This is a genomic window from Sphingomonas sp., from assembly GCF_050725575.1.
In the GTDB taxonomy this organism is placed as follows: Bacteria; Pseudomonadota; Alphaproteobacteria; order Sphingomonadales; family Sphingomonadaceae; genus Sphingomonas.
Genome location: NZ_JBOHHW010000003.1, coordinates 190,714 through 205,529 on the forward strand (window position 1 = coordinate 190,714; position 14,816 = coordinate 205,529).

At 61.9% G+C, this 14,816-nt stretch carries 14 protein-coding genes; 8 read left to right on the plus strand and 6 right to left on the minus strand.

Annotated features, from left to right (window positions below; genetic code table 11):
• The first annotated feature begins 2 nt into the window (after positions 1-2).
• From ACRECS_RS03645 to ACRECS_RS03655, 3 genes are all read left to right on the plus strand, one after another.
• Positions 3-440, plus strand: coding sequence for a RidA family protein (locus ACRECS_RS03645; RefSeq protein WP_431581591.1), 438 nt, complete (start codon positions 3-5; stop codon positions 438-440).
• A 78-nt stretch (positions 441-518) separates the two neighbouring features.
• On the plus strand, positions 519-872 hold the full coding sequence (locus tag ACRECS_RS03650; RefSeq protein ID WP_431581592.1) for a GFA family protein: 354 nt from the start codon (positions 519-521) through the stop codon (positions 870-872).
• Positions 873-1,117: 245 nt separating this feature from the next.
• A complete protein-coding gene (locus ACRECS_RS03655) occupies positions 1,118-1,609 on the plus strand; it encodes a methylated-DNA--[protein]-cysteine S-methyltransferase (protein WP_431581593.1) in 492 nt (163 codons plus the stop codon).
• 156 nt (positions 1,610-1,765) lie between these two features.
• Here the strand turns inward: ACRECS_RS03655 and ACRECS_RS03660 are convergent, their stop codons facing one another.
• Positions 1,766-2,665 carry an SDR family NAD(P)-dependent oxidoreductase gene (locus tag ACRECS_RS03660; protein WP_431581594.1) on the minus strand — a complete coding sequence of 300 codons (900 nt, stop codon included), beginning with the start codon at positions 2,663-2,665 and terminating at the stop codon, positions 1,766-1,768.
• Positions 2,666-2,714: 49 nt separating this feature from the next.
• Positions 2,715-3,455, minus strand: coding sequence for an SDR family oxidoreductase (locus ACRECS_RS03665; protein WP_431581595.1), 741 nt, complete (start codon positions 3,453-3,455; stop codon positions 2,715-2,717).
• Positions 3,456-3,599: 144 nt separating this feature from the next.
• Here ACRECS_RS03665 and ACRECS_RS03670 point away from each other — a divergent pair, with 144 nt between their 5' ends.
• The 5 genes from ACRECS_RS03670 (at position 3,600) to ACRECS_RS03690 (ending at position 9,669) form a co-directional block, all read left to right on the plus strand.
• Complete coding sequence (locus tag ACRECS_RS03670) at positions 3,600-4,484, plus strand: LysR family transcriptional regulator (protein ID WP_431581596.1); 885 nt, start codon at positions 3,600-3,602, stop codon at positions 4,482-4,484.
• 202 nt (positions 4,485-4,686) lie between these two features.
• On the plus strand, positions 4,687-6,330 hold the full coding sequence (locus ACRECS_RS03675; RefSeq protein ID WP_431581597.1) for an acetolactate synthase large subunit: 1,644 nt from the start codon (positions 4,687-4,689) through the stop codon (positions 6,328-6,330).
• 91 nt (positions 6,331-6,421) lie between these two features.
• A complete protein-coding gene (locus tag ACRECS_RS03680; RefSeq protein WP_431581598.1) occupies positions 6,422-6,682 on the plus strand; it encodes a hypothetical protein in 261 nt (86 codons plus the stop codon).
• A 141-nt stretch (positions 6,683-6,823) separates the two neighbouring features.
• Positions 6,824-8,635, plus strand: a complete 1,812-nt coding sequence (locus tag ACRECS_RS03685) for a DUF885 domain-containing protein (RefSeq protein ID WP_431581599.1) — start codon at positions 6,824-6,826, stop codon at positions 8,633-8,635.
• A gap of 452 nt (positions 8,636-9,087) precedes the next feature.
• Positions 9,088-9,669 (plus strand): CC0125/CC1285 family lipoprotein, encoded by a 582-nt coding sequence (locus tag ACRECS_RS03690; RefSeq protein ID WP_431581600.1) that lies wholly within the window; start codon positions 9,088-9,090, stop codon positions 9,667-9,669.
• A 250-nt stretch (positions 9,670-9,919) separates the two neighbouring features.
• Here ACRECS_RS03690 and secA read toward each other — a convergent pair whose 3' ends face one another.
• The 4 genes from secA to ACRECS_RS03710 all read right to left on the minus strand — a co-directional run bounded on the left by secA (position 9,920) and on the right by ACRECS_RS03710 (position 14,645).
• On the minus strand, positions 9,920-12,655 hold the full coding sequence (gene secA / locus ACRECS_RS03695; RefSeq protein WP_431581601.1) for a preprotein translocase subunit SecA: 2,736 nt from the start codon (positions 12,653-12,655) through the stop codon (positions 9,920-9,922).
• Between the two features lie 98 nt (positions 12,656-12,753).
• The gene (locus tag ACRECS_RS03700; RefSeq protein WP_431581602.1) at positions 12,754-13,032 is read right to left on the minus strand and encodes a hypothetical protein; all 279 of its coding nucleotides are present in this window, start codon (positions 13,030-13,032) and stop codon (positions 12,754-12,756) included.
• Positions 13,033-13,087: 55 nt separating this feature from the next.
• Entirely contained in the window at positions 13,088-13,960 is an 873-nt protein-coding gene (locus tag ACRECS_RS03705) for an energy transducer TonB (RefSeq protein ID WP_431581603.1), read from the minus strand.
• A gap of 76 nt (positions 13,961-14,036) precedes the next feature.
• Positions 14,037-14,645 carry an energy transducer TonB gene (locus tag ACRECS_RS03710; RefSeq protein ID WP_431581604.1) on the minus strand — a complete coding sequence of 203 codons (609 nt, stop codon included), beginning with the start codon at positions 14,643-14,645 and terminating at the stop codon, positions 14,037-14,039.
• Positions 14,646-14,816 lie beyond the last annotated feature (171 nt).

The window sequence follows — 14,816 nt, forward strand, 5'->3', positions numbered from 1 at the left end:
TGATGAACCGCCGCGAGGCCGCCGCCACCTTGCTGTCACTCACTCAGGCCAACCCGGTTTCCGCGCCGGGGGTCGCATTGCAGCCGATTGAGCCGACACAGGCCAGCTATTCATCAGCCTTTCTGGTCGAGCGAGCGACGCGACTGCTGTTCATCAGCGGCCAGACGCCGACCGATAGCGAGGGGTACGCGCCGAAGGGGTTCGCCGCACAGGCGCGACTGGCGTGGCGCAATGTCGAGACTCGGCTGCGCCTTGCCGACATGACGCTGGCCAACCTCGCCAAGATCACGATATTCCTTGGCGATCGCTCGCACCGGGCAGAGAATACGGAGGTCCGCCGACAGATCCTCGGCCCGCTCGCACCCGCGCTCACCGTAATCATCGTCGACATTTTCGACCAGGACTGGCTAATTGAGATCGAAGCGATCGCTTGCGCCTGAACGTCTTCAAAGGGGATGCGTATAACGACAACCTATCGTGGCAGCTGCCATTGCGGCCGCGTTGCATTCGAAGTGGACATGGATCTCGCAGGGAGCAGCAAATGCAATTGCCGTTACTGCTGGAAACAACGGAACTGGAATGTCACCGGTCTGAAGCCCGACCAGTTCCGCCTGCTGCAGGGCGAGGAACATCTTGGCGATTATGCCCGGTCCGGCGAGGGATTCGAGACGCATCACCGCTTCTGCCTGCAATGCGGCACGGCGACGCACGGACATGGGCGGATTGATGCGATGGGCGGCGATTTCGTCGGCGTTCGCGTTGCCGCGCTTGACGATCTGCCAATCGACGATCTGATGGCGGCTCCAGTTACCTATTGCGACGGGCTGAACGACAATTGGTGGAACCCGCCGGCAGATATACGGCATTTATGATGCCGCTGATGCGACCTTAATCCAACGCATTGCGGAGTTGAGCCGACCCACCCAAGGCGATTCAACAACACCGGCGGATGCCTGGGGCGGCATGAGATATCGCAGCCTTTAAGCGCAATAATCAGGAAGCTAAGCGTTCCTTCGGCCATTATAAATCCCCGGCATCGAGTATCTCGCGGCAGGTGCGGTGATTGCGACAGCAATTCCGCTGGACAAGCCGCCGACGGAATGAAGAGACCCAACTCATGACCTATTCGTACAAGATGATCGCGTCGCCGGTCGGCCTGCTCAAGCTGATTGCCAGCGACAAGGGCTTGGCGGCAATCCTGTGGGAAAATGACGACCCGAACCGGGTTCGGCTCGGTCCGCTGATCGAGCAGCCTGACAACCCCATCCTCGTCGAAACCGAGCGGCAACTCAGCGCCTATTTCGCCCGTAAGCTGAATGCCTTCACCGTGCCGCTGGATTTCAACGGTACCGATTTCCAGAAGAGCGTCTGGGCCGCATTGCTGACGATTCCGTTCGGCGAGACCCGCAGCTATGCCGAGATCGCGCGGCAGATCGGCAAGCCGACCGCATTCCGCGCGGTGGGTGCGGCGAACGGCAAAAACCCGATCTCGATCATTGCGCCGTGCCACCGCGTGATCGGATCGTGCGGTGCGCTGACCGGTTTTGCCGGCGGTCTCGCCGCAAAAGAACGTCTGCTCGACCTGGAAGGCGCGCGTCGCGCCGCATGACTACAGGCAGTACGCAGTCGCCGTTCGCGGCGCTGGTCCTCGATGCGGATCGCCCGGACGCCGGCAAACCCGCCGACGTGACCGGCTGTCGATAGAATCACATCGGTCCCGGAAAACGCCAGGCGCCTCCGGGACCGACACGCGACTGACTATGGGTCAGACCAGCACTCTCGGCTTCAGCAGGTCGGACAGGCCGACCCGGTGCAGCATCTCGGCCCGCAACCGGTCGAGCACAGTGAAGCCGACATCGGCGCCGTCCTGAGTCGGATCGATATGCACGCGGAACGGGCGCGTGCCGAAGTCCATGCCCACCACGTCGACGATCGCCGTGGCGACCGATCCGGCATCGGCATCGGGCGGCACGATCGCGCCGAACGCCTTTTCCAACTGCGCCGGGAAGCCGGCATAAGGCCCGGCCTCATATTCCGCCGCGCGCGCTGTATCTGCTGGGTGGCCGGCATGGGCGAAATGATTGGTGCCGCCGGTAAAAGCACCAGGTACGACGATCGAGGTCTCGATGCCCCAGCGCGATAGTTCGCGGGCATATTGTACTGCCATCGCATCCATTGCCGCCTTGGCGGCAAAATAGGGTGCGAGATAAGGTGGCGTGCCACCGGCCGAGCTGCTCGATGAAACCCAGACGAGCAAGCCCTGCTTCTGTGCACGCATGTGCGGCAGAGCGGCGCGGTTGACCCGTTGCGCGCTGAGCACATTGATGTCGTAGAGCTGGGCGAATTGTTCGGCAGTGAACGCCTCCGCTGGGCCCGACGACATATGACCGGCATTGTGGATCAGCACATCGATCCGGCCGGTTTCGGCAATCACCTGAGCGATGCCGGCATCGACCGAATCCTGCGACTGGACGTCGAGTTCGACGCTACGCAGATCAATACCGTGCTGTTTCGAGAAAGCGGCGACCTTCTCCACCTCGACTGCGTTGCGGCCGGTGGTTTCACGCATCGACGTATAGACAATATGTCCGGCCAGCGCGAGAGCTTCGGCGGCGAGGCGGCCAAAGCCGCTGGAGGCGCCGGTTACGATGATGGTCTTGGTCATGACAAAATACTCCTTCAAGAGATTGAAAAAACTGATTTGTGAGCGGAGATCAGATGATGCCGCCATTGGCACGCAGCACCTGGCCGTTGATCCAGGCCCCGTCGGGGCCGGCGAGGAAGGACACGGCGGCGGCAATGTCTTCGGGCTGGCCAAGGCGTTCGAGCGGGGCGAGCTTGGCTAGATGATCAATGACCTCCTGCGGCTTGCCGTCGAGGAACAGGCTGGTCGCGGTCGGCCCCGGCGCTACGCTGTTGACCGTGATATTCCGGCCGCGCAGTTCCCTGGTCAGCACATGGGTCATCGCCTCGACGCCCGCCTTGGTTGCGGCATAGACGGCGTAACCCGGCTGATAGAGGCCGACCACGCTTGACGAGAGATTGACGATCCGGCCCCCGTCGCGCAGCCGCCGGGCGGCCTGGCGCAAGGTATTGAAGCTCCCCTTCAGGTTGATCGCGACCTGGCTATCGAACAGTGCGTCGTCGCTGTCCGCGATCGGGGCGAGAGTCATGATCCCGGCATTGTTGACCAGTACATCGACGCCGCCATAGGCCGCCTCTGCCGCATCGAACATCCGCGCCACAGCATCGGGATCGCTGATATCGGCCTGAGCGGTCACGGCACGGCCGCCCGCACTCTCGATCTTGCCGACCAGTGCTTCCGCCCCTGCCATGCCGCCCGCGAAATTGATCAGGACTGTAAAGCCGTCGGCCGCGAGCCGTTCGGCGATCGCCGCACCGATACCGCGCGAGGCACCGGTGACGATCGCAACCTTGTCATTGGACTGAGTCATTTGCTGTCTCCTTGTCGTGTCCCGCCACTGCGGCAGGGCATGAAGGCTATTTGGACCTCGCCATTACAAAGATAATCAGCCTATAATTGGCATCACTGTTCCAATTATGCTAACAATGGAGGCCCGATGGATCGGCTTGACGCCATGCAACTCTTTGTTCGCATCGTAGAGCGGCGCAGCTTCACCGCTGCCGCGCAAGATATCGGCGTGCCTCGATCGACGGTGACACAGGTGATCCGACGCCTGGAGGAACGGCTCGGCGTCCGCCTTCTCCAGCGCACCACCCGCGTGGTGCGCCCAACGCTCGACGGAGAAGCCTATTATCGGCGCTGCCTTTCGATCATTGACGATATCGAGGATGCCGAAGGCGCATTCGGCGGCACCTTGCCGAAGGGCACGCTGCGCATCGACGTTCAGGGCACACTGGCGCGGCATTTCCTGATGCCGGGACTGAGTGATTTCTTCGCGCGCTATCCTGATATCGAGCTGGTGATGAGCGAAAGCGATCGCTGGGTCGACATCGTCCAGGAGGGCGTGGACTGCGTTTTGCGTTTCGGCAAATTGCCCGACAGCGACATGGTTGCGCGCGCCGCCGGCACGCTGATCCGCCACACCTGTGCCTCGCCTGACTATCTCGACCGGTTCGGCGTACCGGCATCGATCGACGCACTGAACGGCCACCGCATGGTCGGCCTGCGCTCGCTGACCACCGGGAGCTTGAGGCCGCTCGACTTCATGATCGGGCCCGACATGCATAGCGCGCTGCTGCCAGCGGTCATGTCGGTCACCGGCCCGGAAAGCTATCTCGCTGCCACGCGGCTCGGCCATGGCCTGGCGCAAATGCCGCTCTTCCATATCGCGGACGACCTGCGATGCGGGACATTGGTCGCCCTGCTGACCGAAACGCCACCGCCATCGGTTCCGGTGTCGCTGCTCTATCCTCGCAATCGCCAGCTCTCACCGCGCGTGCGCGTGTTTCTCGACTGGGCGATCCGGGAGTTCGCGGAACGGAACAAGCCTTTCACCTGACCGGACAATACCGCCGCTTCGCCGGCGGATTGGCCAGCAATTCTCACTGTCGGTTGATAAAGACAACAGGCGCGGGATTTTTCCCACACCATCATTTCGAGTCGTAGCCTTTCATGCCGAATAAGGCCATGCCATGCCGAGGTCGAGCGCTACCCAGCGGCCGGAACAGCCACTTTGCACGGGCAGCTTTGGAGATCGATCGATGAAGGCTTCGGACATCTTCATTAAATGCCTTGAGGAAGAAGGCGTGGAATATGTCTTCGGCGTTCCCGGTGAGGAGAATCTCGACTTCCTCGACAGCCTGTCGCGTTCCACCATCAAGCTGATCCTGACCCGGCACGAACAGGGCGCGGGGTTCATGGCCGCGACCTATGGCCGTCATACCGGCAAAACCGGGGTGTGCCTGGCAACGCTGGGCCCGGGCGCGACCAATCTGGTGACGGCAGCGGCTTATGCCACCCTTGGCGGCATGCCGATCCTGATGGTCACTGGGCAGAAGCCGATCCGGAAATCGAAACAGGGCCGTTTCCAGATCCTCGACGTGGTCGATATGATGCGGCCAATCACCAAATATACTCATCAACTCGCCAGTGCCGACAATATCCCCAGCCGGGTGCGCGAATGCTTCCGCCTGGCCGAAGAAGAAAAGCCGGGCGCGACGCATCTCGAATTGCCCGAGGATGTCGCCGACGAGCAGACCGAGGCTCGGCCGATCAGGTCGAGTCTGGCGCGTCGCCCTTCGGCCGAGCACAAGGCGGTGCGCGCGGCGGTGAAGCGGCTGGAACAGGCCAAGGCCCCGGTGCTTGTGATCGGCGCCGGCGCCAACCGCAAAATGACTGGGCGGATGCTGCTGCAATTCGTTGAAAAGACCGGTATTCCTTTCGTCACTACGCAACTCGGCAAGGGCGTGATCGATGAGACGCATCCCAAATTTCTCGGATGCGCCGCCTTGTCGGCGGGCGACTTCGTCCACCGCGCGATCGATGCGGCCGACCTGATCGTCAATGTCGGTCATGACGTCATCGAGAAGCCGCCCTTCTTCATGAAATCGAACGGCTGTGACGTCATCCATGTCTCGAGCCGCACTGCCGAGGTCGATCCGGTCTATTTCCCGCAGATCGAGGTGATCGGTGATATCGCCAATGCGATCTGGCAGATGAAGGAAGATATCGTGCCCCAGCATTGGGGCTGCGAGACCATGCTTGCCGCACGGGCCGCCGAGCTCGCCCATACCGCCACGCTCGACGGCGACACGCGCTTCCCGATCTTCCCATCCTATCTGGTGCGCAAGGTGCGCGAGGCGATGCCCAATAATGGCATCATCTGCCTCGACAATGGCATCTACAAGATCTGGTTCGCACGCAATTATGCGGCACGGCAGCAGAATACCGTGCTGCTCGACAATGCGCTGGCGACGATGGGTGCCGGCCTGCCCTCTGCCATGGCGTCGGCCATGGTCTATCCCGGGCGTAAGATCATGGCGATTTGCGGCGATGGCGGATTCATGATGAACAGCCAGGAAATGGAGACGGCGGTTCGGCTGAAGCTCGATTTGACCGTGCTGATCCTCAACGATGGCGGCTACGGCATGATCCGCTGGAAACAGGCCAATATGGGTTTTGCCGATTTCGGGCTGACCTATGGCAATCCCGATTTCGTGAAATACGCCGGGGCGTTCGGCGCGCATGGGCACCGCGTAGAGAGCGCCAGCCACTTGCCCGAGTTGCTGCGGCACACGCTCGACACACCCGGCGTCCACCTGATCGATTGCCCGGTCGACTATGCCGACAATGACCGGATATTGAACCACGAGATCAGGGAACTCAGTGCAAAGGTATCGGCATAGGGCCGATCAGCTGCGTTTTTCCCTGAATCGAGCCGCCGCAACCTTCTCATAGGACGGCAATGAGGCGCCGTAATCATATGCGGGATCTTAGATGGCGAAGAAGAAATATTATCTGACCGCAACCTTGCCGGACGGCTATGTCAAAACGATTGGCCCCACGGCAGTGGAATTCTCACACTACTGGCGGACCGTCGCCCATCTTTCCAAGGGCGGGACTGAGGTATTCTGGGGCCACACCAAGTCCCTGGCCGAGGCCAGGAAGAAGCGGAATGCAGTGGCCGAGGCTGTCGATCGGCGCGGCTGGAAGGCGTATGATTTCGACGTGGTCGAGTTGGTGAAGACGTCCGGATAGCTTTGGGCCTGAAATTAGGCTGAAAACGAGCGCCCCGGCAGAGTTTCGCGCCGTCGAAATCTGCCCGACCAAAACATGCCGGGAAGCGATTGCGTACGGCGCGGTGGCGCGCGACAAGCGCGTCGTTGATAGGAGACTCCGATGCGTTCAGCCCTTGCCATGCTCTTGCTACCGATCGCCCCGCTCATCCAAGGGAGCGCCCCCGCCCCGGCTCCGGTCGCGCAAACGGCCGTGCAGGACAAGGCCTTGCTCGAGTTCCTGGATCAGGCATTCGATGCCCAGACCGACCTGAGCCCGGAAACCCAGACACAGCTCGGATTCAAGACCAGCTATGATCGATTGGACGATTATACGGACGCCGCGGCGGTGCGCGCGCGCGACCTGGCCGAACGACAACTCAAGGAAATGCAGGCCCGGTTCCGCCCCGATCAGCTGGGGCAAAGCGCGCGCGTCAGCTACCGCTTGTTCGAATATGAGGTAACGCGCGGCCGCGACTCGTTCCGGTTCCGCAAGCTGAGCTTTCCCGTATCCACGAACGGCAGCCCGGCCGGCAGCATTCCGGTCCTGCTGATCAACAACCACAAGATCGACACCGTCGAGGACGCCCGGGCCTATGTCGCGCGCCTGCGCGATACCGAACGCGTGATGCGGGAAACCGCCGCGTTGATGCGGGAACAGGCGGCGGCGGGGATCGTGCCCAACAAGGCCAACTTCGCGCCAGCCCGCGCCGATGCGCGCAAGGTCATCACCGGCGCGCCATTCGACGATGGGCCCGACTCGACGCTGATCGCCGACTTTCGCAAGAAGGTCACGGCGTTGAACGCGCCGGCGGCAACCAAGGAGGCATTGCTCAGCGATGCGCGCACGGCACTGACGGGCCCGTTCCGGCGTGGCTATGACCTGTTGATCGCAGCGATTGATGAGATCGAGCCAAAGTCCAAGGGTAATTTCGGGGCTTGGAGCCTGCCGGACGGCGCAGCCTATTATGCCGACCGCTTGAAGAGCTCGACCACGACCAATCTGACCGCCGACGAGATCCACCAGTTGGGCCTCAGGCAAGTCGCCGCAATCCGGCAGGAAATGGACGTGATCAAGCAGGAGGTCGGCTTCAATGGCACGCTTGAGCAGTTCTTCGATCACATCCGAACCGATCCCCAGTTCAAATATCCCAATACCGAAGCCGGCCGTGAGGAGTATCTTCGCGATGCGCGCACTGTGATCGCGTCAGTGATGACGGTGGCGCCACGCTATTTCCGCACGCTGCCCAAGGCGCCGCTGGAAGTGCGTGCGGTGGAAAAATGGCGCGAAGGGACCGCTCCAACGGCTTTCTACAATCCGCCCTCGGCGGACGGATCGCGGCCTGGCATCTACTATGTCAATCTGGTCGACATGAACCAGACACAAAAGGTGCAGGTGGCAGGCATCGCGGCACATGAAGGTGCCCCGGGGCACCATTTCCAGATCGCACGGCAGCAAGAGCTGACCAGCATTCCCAAGTTCCGCAAGTTCGGCGGCTATGGCGCTTATACCGAGGGTTGGGGGTTGTATTCGGAGCGCTTGGCCAATGAGATGGGCGTATACAAGGACCCCTATGCCCGGCTGGGCATGTTGTCGCTCCAGGTCTGGCGAGCAATCCGATTGGTGCTGGATACCGGCATCCATTCCAAGCGTTGGACGCGCGAGCAGGCGATCGCCTATTTCAAATCGAACAGCTCGATATCGGAGACCGATATCGCGCGCGAGGTGGATCGCTATTTCAACTGGCCGGGCCAGGCGACCAGCTACATGGTCGGTCAGCTCAAGATCGCCGAGTTGCGCGTACGGGCCGAGAAGAAATTGGGGGCCCGCTTTGACATCCGGGACTTCCATGAGGCGATATTGAGCCAGGGCGCACTGCCGCTTGACGTGCTTGAAGAGCAAGTCGACCGCTATATCGCAGCGCGGCAAAAATAGGACTGACCAGGTTTGTCCGGTCGTGTCCGGCATTGCTGCCGCGCCATATGCTGGCGCGGCGGCGACCTCCTGCCGCCGGGCCGCCAGCTGGATTGATGGCGCGGATCCGAACGTCGCATTATTTCACGATCACCGCGCCACTGGCTCATCGCTGTCGAGCAGCGGCGCAGCGAGGTTGGGCAGAACCGGCATCCCCTTTCCGCCAAGCAATTTTCGAAAGCGCACGCCCGTCATTCCGCCCTGTCCCCGTTTCGTCGCATTTCCGACGATTTGGGTACCCTGACACAGAGAATAACGCTTGCGAAACGATCCCATTAAGCGGTTAGTCAGGTTCGGGAAAACAAAGTGAAGTCGTAAAAATCCTCACCGGAAACTTACGGCTTTTGGATCGTTCCACCGTTAACGGCATATGCGGCTCGTTCAATCGCATCTTGCCGTATTGGAGAAATCGAATGTCTGCCTCCCCGCTCCGTCGCCGCCTTGCCACCGCCGCGCTTGCCTCCGCCCTTCTGGCTGTTGCCGGTTGTGCGACTGAATCCACCTATCGTCCGGCCACTGGGTCGGGTTTTGCCCGCCAGGGTTATAGCGACCGCCAGGTCGAGCCGAACCGCTATCTCGTCAGCTTTTCGGGCAACAGCTATACCTCGCGCGACACGGTCGAGCGCTATCTGCTGTTCCGCGCCGCCGAGCTGACGGTGCAGAGCGGCAATGATTATTTCATCCTGACCGAGCGCGATGTCGATCGCCAGTCGCGGACCTATACCACGCCGTCGTTCGGCGGCGGTTTCGGCCCCTATGGCGGCTGGGGTCCGAGCTGGCGCTATTATGGCCGCGGCTATGGCTGGCGCAGCTGGAGCCCGTTCTGGGGCGATCCGTTCTTCGACCGTGACATCGACGTGCGCACGATCGACCGGTTCGAGGCGACGGCCGAAATCGTGACCGGCAAGGGCCCCAAGCCGCGCGACAATGTCCGCGCCTTCGATGCCCGTGCGGTGATGGACTCGATCGGGCCGAGCGTCGTTACGCCGAAATAAGCGCCGGCTTCACGAAAAAGGGCTGCGCCGACCAAGGGTTGGCGTGGCCCTTTTTGTGTGTCCGGGGAACCAGCGAGCGTGAGGCACTTTCCCCTCCCCGTTCGTGCTGAACTTGTCGAAGCACCGCTCTCTCATTCTCTACCGTCGAGAAGAAGAACGGCCCCCTTCGACTGCCTGCCAAGGCAGGCGCTCAGGACAGGCTTCGACAAGCTCAGGGCGAACGGCTTTTCGGGGAGCGACAGAGCCGCCCTCAAACCGCGCCGTGGCAATGCTTATACTTGCGCCCCGACCCGCACGGGCATGGTGCATTGCGGCTGACCTTGCCTTCCCAATCGGCCGGATCCTCGCCGATTTCCGCGGTTGTGGGCAGCGGGATCGACAGCGGCGGGAGGCGCGTGGTGATCAGGCCCGAACCGCCATCGATGTCGTTGGTATCGTCATCGCCCGAGAACGGGTCGAAATGGGTGGTGATGAAATCGGGCAGGTCAGGCAGCGGCGGCGGCGCGTCGTTCATCTGGAACTGCGCGTAGGCGATCGTCCGCGTCACATCCTCGCGGATGCTGTCGAGCATGCGCTGAAACAGCGAGAAGGCTTCCTGCTTATATTCGTTGATCGGCGTCTTCTGCGCATAGGCGCGCAAATGGACGACCTGGCGCAGCGCATCGAGCGTGGCCAGATGTTCCTTCCAGTGATGATCCAGATTCTGCAGCAGGATCGACTTTTCGACCTGGATCCAGGTTTCCGGATCGAGCTCGCTCGCCTTTTGCACGACATGCGTGTCGGCAGCTTCGCGGACGCGTTCCTCGATCATTTCCGGATCGACCGCCTCTTCCTTGAGCCAGGCGTCGAGCGGCACGTCGATGTTGAGCATATCGGCCAGCTTGGCCTTCAGCCCTTCCGCATCCCATTGCTCGGGGTAGCTGTTCGGCGGGCAGGCATCGCCGACGATGGCGTTGACCGTCTCGGACCGCATGTCCTCGACCACATCACCGACAGTTTCCGCGTCCATGATGTCGCTGCGCTGCTCGTACACGACCTTGCGCTGGTCGTTCATCACGTCGTCATACTCGACGACCTGCTTGCGGATGTCGTAGTTGCGCGCTTCGACCTTCTTCTGCGCGGTCTCGATCGCCTTGGAGAGCCATTTCGAGCCGATCGCTTCGCCATCGCCGATGTTCGACCGCATCATCCGCGCAAACAGCGTGTCGGGTCCGAAGATGCGCAGCAGATCGTCGTCGAGGCTGAGATAGAAACGCGACAGGCCGGGATCGCCCTGCCGGCCTGAACGCCCGCGCAGCTGATTGTCGATGCGGCGGCTTTCATGGCGTTCGGTGCCGAGCACGAACAATCCGCCGGCGGCCAGCACTTCCGCCTTTTCGACCTCGATCTCGGCCTTGATCCGCTTGATCGCGGCGTCGCGCTCGGGGCCGTCTTCCAGATCGGTGAGCTCGTCGTTGATGCGGAATTCGAGATTGCCGCCGAGCTGAATGTCGGTGCCGCGGCCCGCCATGTTGGTCGCGATCGTCACGACGCTCTTGCGCCCGGCCTGCGCCACGATATGCGCCTCGCGCTCATGCTGGCGCGCATTGAGCACCTCGTGCTTGACGTCTTCCTTGACCAGGAATTCGCTGAGCAGCTCGGATTTCTCGATCGACACGGTGCCGACCAATACCGGCTGACCCTTTTCCGCGTGGAACTTGATCTTCTTCGCGATCGCCTGAAACTTGTCGGCGGTGTCCTTGTAGAATTCGTCTTCCTCATCGACGCGCTTGACCTCGACATTGGTCGGAATGGTCACGACGTTCATCTTGTAGATGTCGAAGAATTCCGCCGCTTCGGTCGCCGCGGTGCCGGTCATGCCCGACAGTTTCGGGTACATGCGGAAATAATTCTGGAACGTGATCGAGGCCATGGTCTGGTTCTCGGGCTCGATATCGACGGCCTCCTTGGCCTCGACCGCCTGGTGCAGGCCGTCCGACCAGCGCCGCCCGTCCATCATGCGGCCGGTGAATTCATCGATGATGATGACCTTGCCGTCCTTGACGATATAGTCGGTGTCGCGGCGGAACATGACGATCGCGCGCAGTGCCTGGTTGAGGTGGTGCACGACCTGGGTATTTTCGAAGTCGTAGAGATTGGCGCCCTCGAGCAGCCCGGCCGCCTCGAGCATGCGCTCGACCTTTTCGGTGCCGTCCTCGGTCAGGATGATGGTCTTCTGTTTCTCGTCCTTCTCGTAATCGCCGGGGACAAGCTGCTTCACCACCGCATCGACCGACCGATACAGGTCGGACTTGTCGTCGGTCGGGCCCGAAATGATCAACGGCGTGCGCGCTTCGTCGATCAGTACCGAATCGACCTCATCGACGATTGCCATGGCGAACGGGCGCTGCACCATCGAGCTGCGTTCATACTTCATATTGTCGCGCAGATAATCGAAGCCGAATTCATTGTTCGTGCCGTAGGTGATGTCGGAATTATAGGCATCGCGGCGCTGCGTGTCGGTCAGGTTGGGAATGATCACCCCGACCGTCATGCCGAGGAATCTGTAGACCCGGCCCATCCACTCCGCGTCGCGCGCGGCGAGGTAATCGTTGACGGTGATGACATGAACGCCCTGGCCCGGCAGCGCGTTGAGATAGACGGCCAGCGTAGCGACCAGCGTCTTGCCCTCGCCGGTGCGCATTTCGGCGATCTCGCCACGATGAAGAACAATGCCGCCGACCATCTGCACGTCATAATGGCGCTGGCCGAGGACGCGCTTGGCCGCCTCGCGCACCGTGGCGAACGCCTCGGGCAGCAGGTCGTCGAGCTTGGTCCCCTTGGCCAGCTGCGCACGGAACACCGCGGTCTGGTTGGCGAGTTCCTCATCCGACATGGCCGAGATGGTCGGTTCGAATCCGGCAATCTTGTTGACGATCGATCCGAGCGACTTGACGTAACGGTCGTTCGAAGAGCCGAAAAGCGATTTGGCAAGGCCGCCGAGCATAGGAAATTCCTGTAAATCTGGGGATGTCGCGGCGGAGCACACCCCGGCCGTCGAAAAGGAGAATGGTGAAAAATGGCGCGGTCAGGCGCCGGCGCGTCTCACTCGCGCAATTTGCTCAGGTAAAGTGGGAACGCAGCGAAGATCGCCAGATCCGGCGCCGCGACCTGCACTGAAGCGGTCGTGGCGAAACCGGGCTCAATCACGAGCGCCAGCCAGGTGCGAAGCTGCCGCACGGCCGCATGACGCACCGTGGCCGAAGCCTGCGCACCGGCAACCGCGCCGGCGCTCTGATGGAATTGCGCTTCCGGCGCGCGGACGCCCGAAATCGCGCCGGTCAGCGCGCTCAGCAGAGCGGAAAGGAAAAGCAGCAATTGCATAGCCGTGACCGCATGTAGTGCGCCGTACGCCTGTCGTCCATCCGTTACGCGCCGATCAAGGTTGTGCCGGTTCGACGCTCAAACTGGCCAACATCGTGCCCGATCTCGGCGTCGAGCCGGAAGCTTCGGCAATGGGCGCAAACGGACCGATGAAAGACAGGCAAAGGCGCGTAGGGCCGATTCCGTCCAGCGTTTTGCTTTCGGTGATACGGCAATTGATCACCGTGCCATCGGGGGCGATGTCAAAGGTCGCTCGCGCCACAGACACGGTCGTGCGCCCCTTGACCCGATGTTCTTCAAGCACTGGCGGATCGCCATCCATCCGCAACGACATCTGAGTCGTCACGATCGCATGTCGATCAGCGAACGGCCCCTTCATGCGCCGCAATCCCGCCGCATCGTCGAAAATCGTGCACGGCGCGCCAACTTCCTTTGCTGGATTGCCCTGGGCCTGAGACGTGCAGGATAGCCGCGTGCCGTCTGCCGCGACGTCAATCCGTTCAACGATCGAAAAGGACCGGGCGGGCAACCGGCCCTCATCCTGGATCGTCCATTTAATCGCCTTTGACCAGGTCGAGCTGACCGGTTTTCCGTCCGTCCCTATCGCTGGCTTGAAATGAGCGTTGGCGCGCGCGAGGTCGCAGGTCACGGCGTCGAGCGCTGCCGAACCGCTCGATCCCACCACCGTGCACGCGGTGACGGTGCCGGTCGCATCGATATCGAGCCGAAACATGACCCTGCCTTCCTCGTGCATACGGCGCGCTGCGGCGGGATAGGCATCGAGGGGAAACCAGTCGCCGACATTGCCGATCGGCTGAGGCGCGATACCGGATTCCGCCGCCCCATCGAGACCGGCCGCTCCAGCGACTGATGCGCCCGATGATGCAGCGAATACTGCGACCGCAAGCGCCAAGAAACCGAATCTCATTGCCCGAATCCCCCTTTAGTCGTGCCGCCAACCGATCGACCCGGTACCTCGGGGACTATCGCCATCAGGGTGACCGTCAATCTTCAATCTGCCATTTGACCGGACGCATCCGGTAGTCGCCCCACACCGGTTCGCCATCCACCCCGCGCGCGGCAATGAAGCGGCCATTGCGCAGGGCGAGCCGGCACGTCGCGGCATCGAGCGAGCCCGATCCGCTGCTCGAAACCAACTGGCATTTCCTTGGCCGGCCTGACGGGTCGATTCTCAGGCTGATCACGACACGGCCCTGTTCATTGCGCCCGCGCGCCTCCGGCGGATAGGAATTCGCCGGAAACCAGTCGCCTATATTGCCGTTCAGCATTGCAGGTGTTGCCGCCGGCGAGCGCGCCTCAACGGGCGGTGGCGGTGGCACGGTGAAGATGACGGGCGGCTCCGACCCAGCCGGAGGAGCGACCGGAATCACGGCCGGCGCCGGGCTGGATGGCGGACTGGATGATGGTGACGGCGTCATGAGCCGGGTGACGAGTCGCTGCAGGTCACCCGAATGCTCGGCCGCCAGGATCGACAGGAAGATGATGATGGCGAGGATCAGAACGCCGCAGATCGCCAGCACCGCGAGCATCAGTCCCCTGCCCTGGCCGGCGATCAGGCCCGCGCGCGGTGTATCGAGGGGCTCTTCGGTCATCGTCGCAACCCGGCCACCATTCGTAACCTGATCATCGATTGAACCTCTCATGACCGTTCCACTGGCCCTGCTTATGGGGTGCGGTTGCCCCCGTCCATCTCGGCAGGCGCCAGCTCGGTGCGGATCGCAGGTCATACCAGTGTCATGCGCATCGGTCAGTGAAGGCGTTCA

Coding starts and splice junctions, on each gene's coding strand:
- ACRECS_RS03670 (WP_431581596.1), top strand. CDS start 3,600: ATGCAACTCTTTGTTCGCATCGTAGAGCGGCGCAGCTTCACCGCTGCC.
- ACRECS_RS03645 (WP_431581591.1), top strand. CDS start 3: ATGAACCGCCGCGAGGCCGCCGCCACCTTGCTGTCACTCACTCAGGCC.
- ACRECS_RS03665 (WP_431581595.1), bottom strand. CDS start 3,455: ATGACTCAGTCCAATGACAAGGTTGCGATCGTCACCGGTGCCTCGCGC.
- ACRECS_RS03685 (WP_431581599.1), top strand. CDS start 6,824: ATGCGTTCAGCCCTTGCCATGCTCTTGCTACCGATCGCCCCGCTCATC.
- ACRECS_RS03690 (WP_431581600.1), top strand. CDS start 9,088: ATGTCTGCCTCCCCGCTCCGTCGCCGCCTTGCCACCGCCGCGCTTGCC.
- ACRECS_RS03675 (WP_431581597.1), top strand. CDS start 4,687: ATGAAGGCTTCGGACATCTTCATTAAATGCCTTGAGGAAGAAGGCGTG.
- ACRECS_RS03650 (WP_431581592.1), top strand. CDS start 519: ATGGATCTCGCAGGGAGCAGCAAATGCAATTGCCGTTACTGCTGGAAA.
- ACRECS_RS03655 (WP_431581593.1), top strand. CDS start 1,118: ATGACCTATTCGTACAAGATGATCGCGTCGCCGGTCGGCCTGCTCAAG.
- ACRECS_RS03710 (WP_431581604.1), bottom strand. CDS start 14,645: ATGACCGAAGAGCCCCTCGATACACCGCGCGCGGGCCTGATCGCCGGC.
- ACRECS_RS03660 (WP_431581594.1), bottom strand. CDS start 2,665: ATGACCAAGACCATCATCGTAACCGGCGCCTCCAGCGGCTTTGGCCGC.
- ACRECS_RS03705 (WP_431581603.1), bottom strand. CDS start 13,960: ATGAGATTCGGTTTCTTGGCGCTTGCGGTCGCAGTATTCGCTGCATCA.
- secA (WP_431581601.1), bottom strand. CDS start 12,655: ATGCTCGGCGGCCTTGCCAAATCGCTTTTCGGCTCTTCGAACGACCGT.
- ACRECS_RS03700 (WP_431581602.1), bottom strand. CDS start 13,032: ATGCAATTGCTGCTTTTCCTTTCCGCTCTGCTGAGCGCGCTGACCGGC.
- ACRECS_RS03680 (WP_431581598.1), top strand. CDS start 6,422: ATGGCGAAGAAGAAATATTATCTGACCGCAACCTTGCCGGACGGCTAT.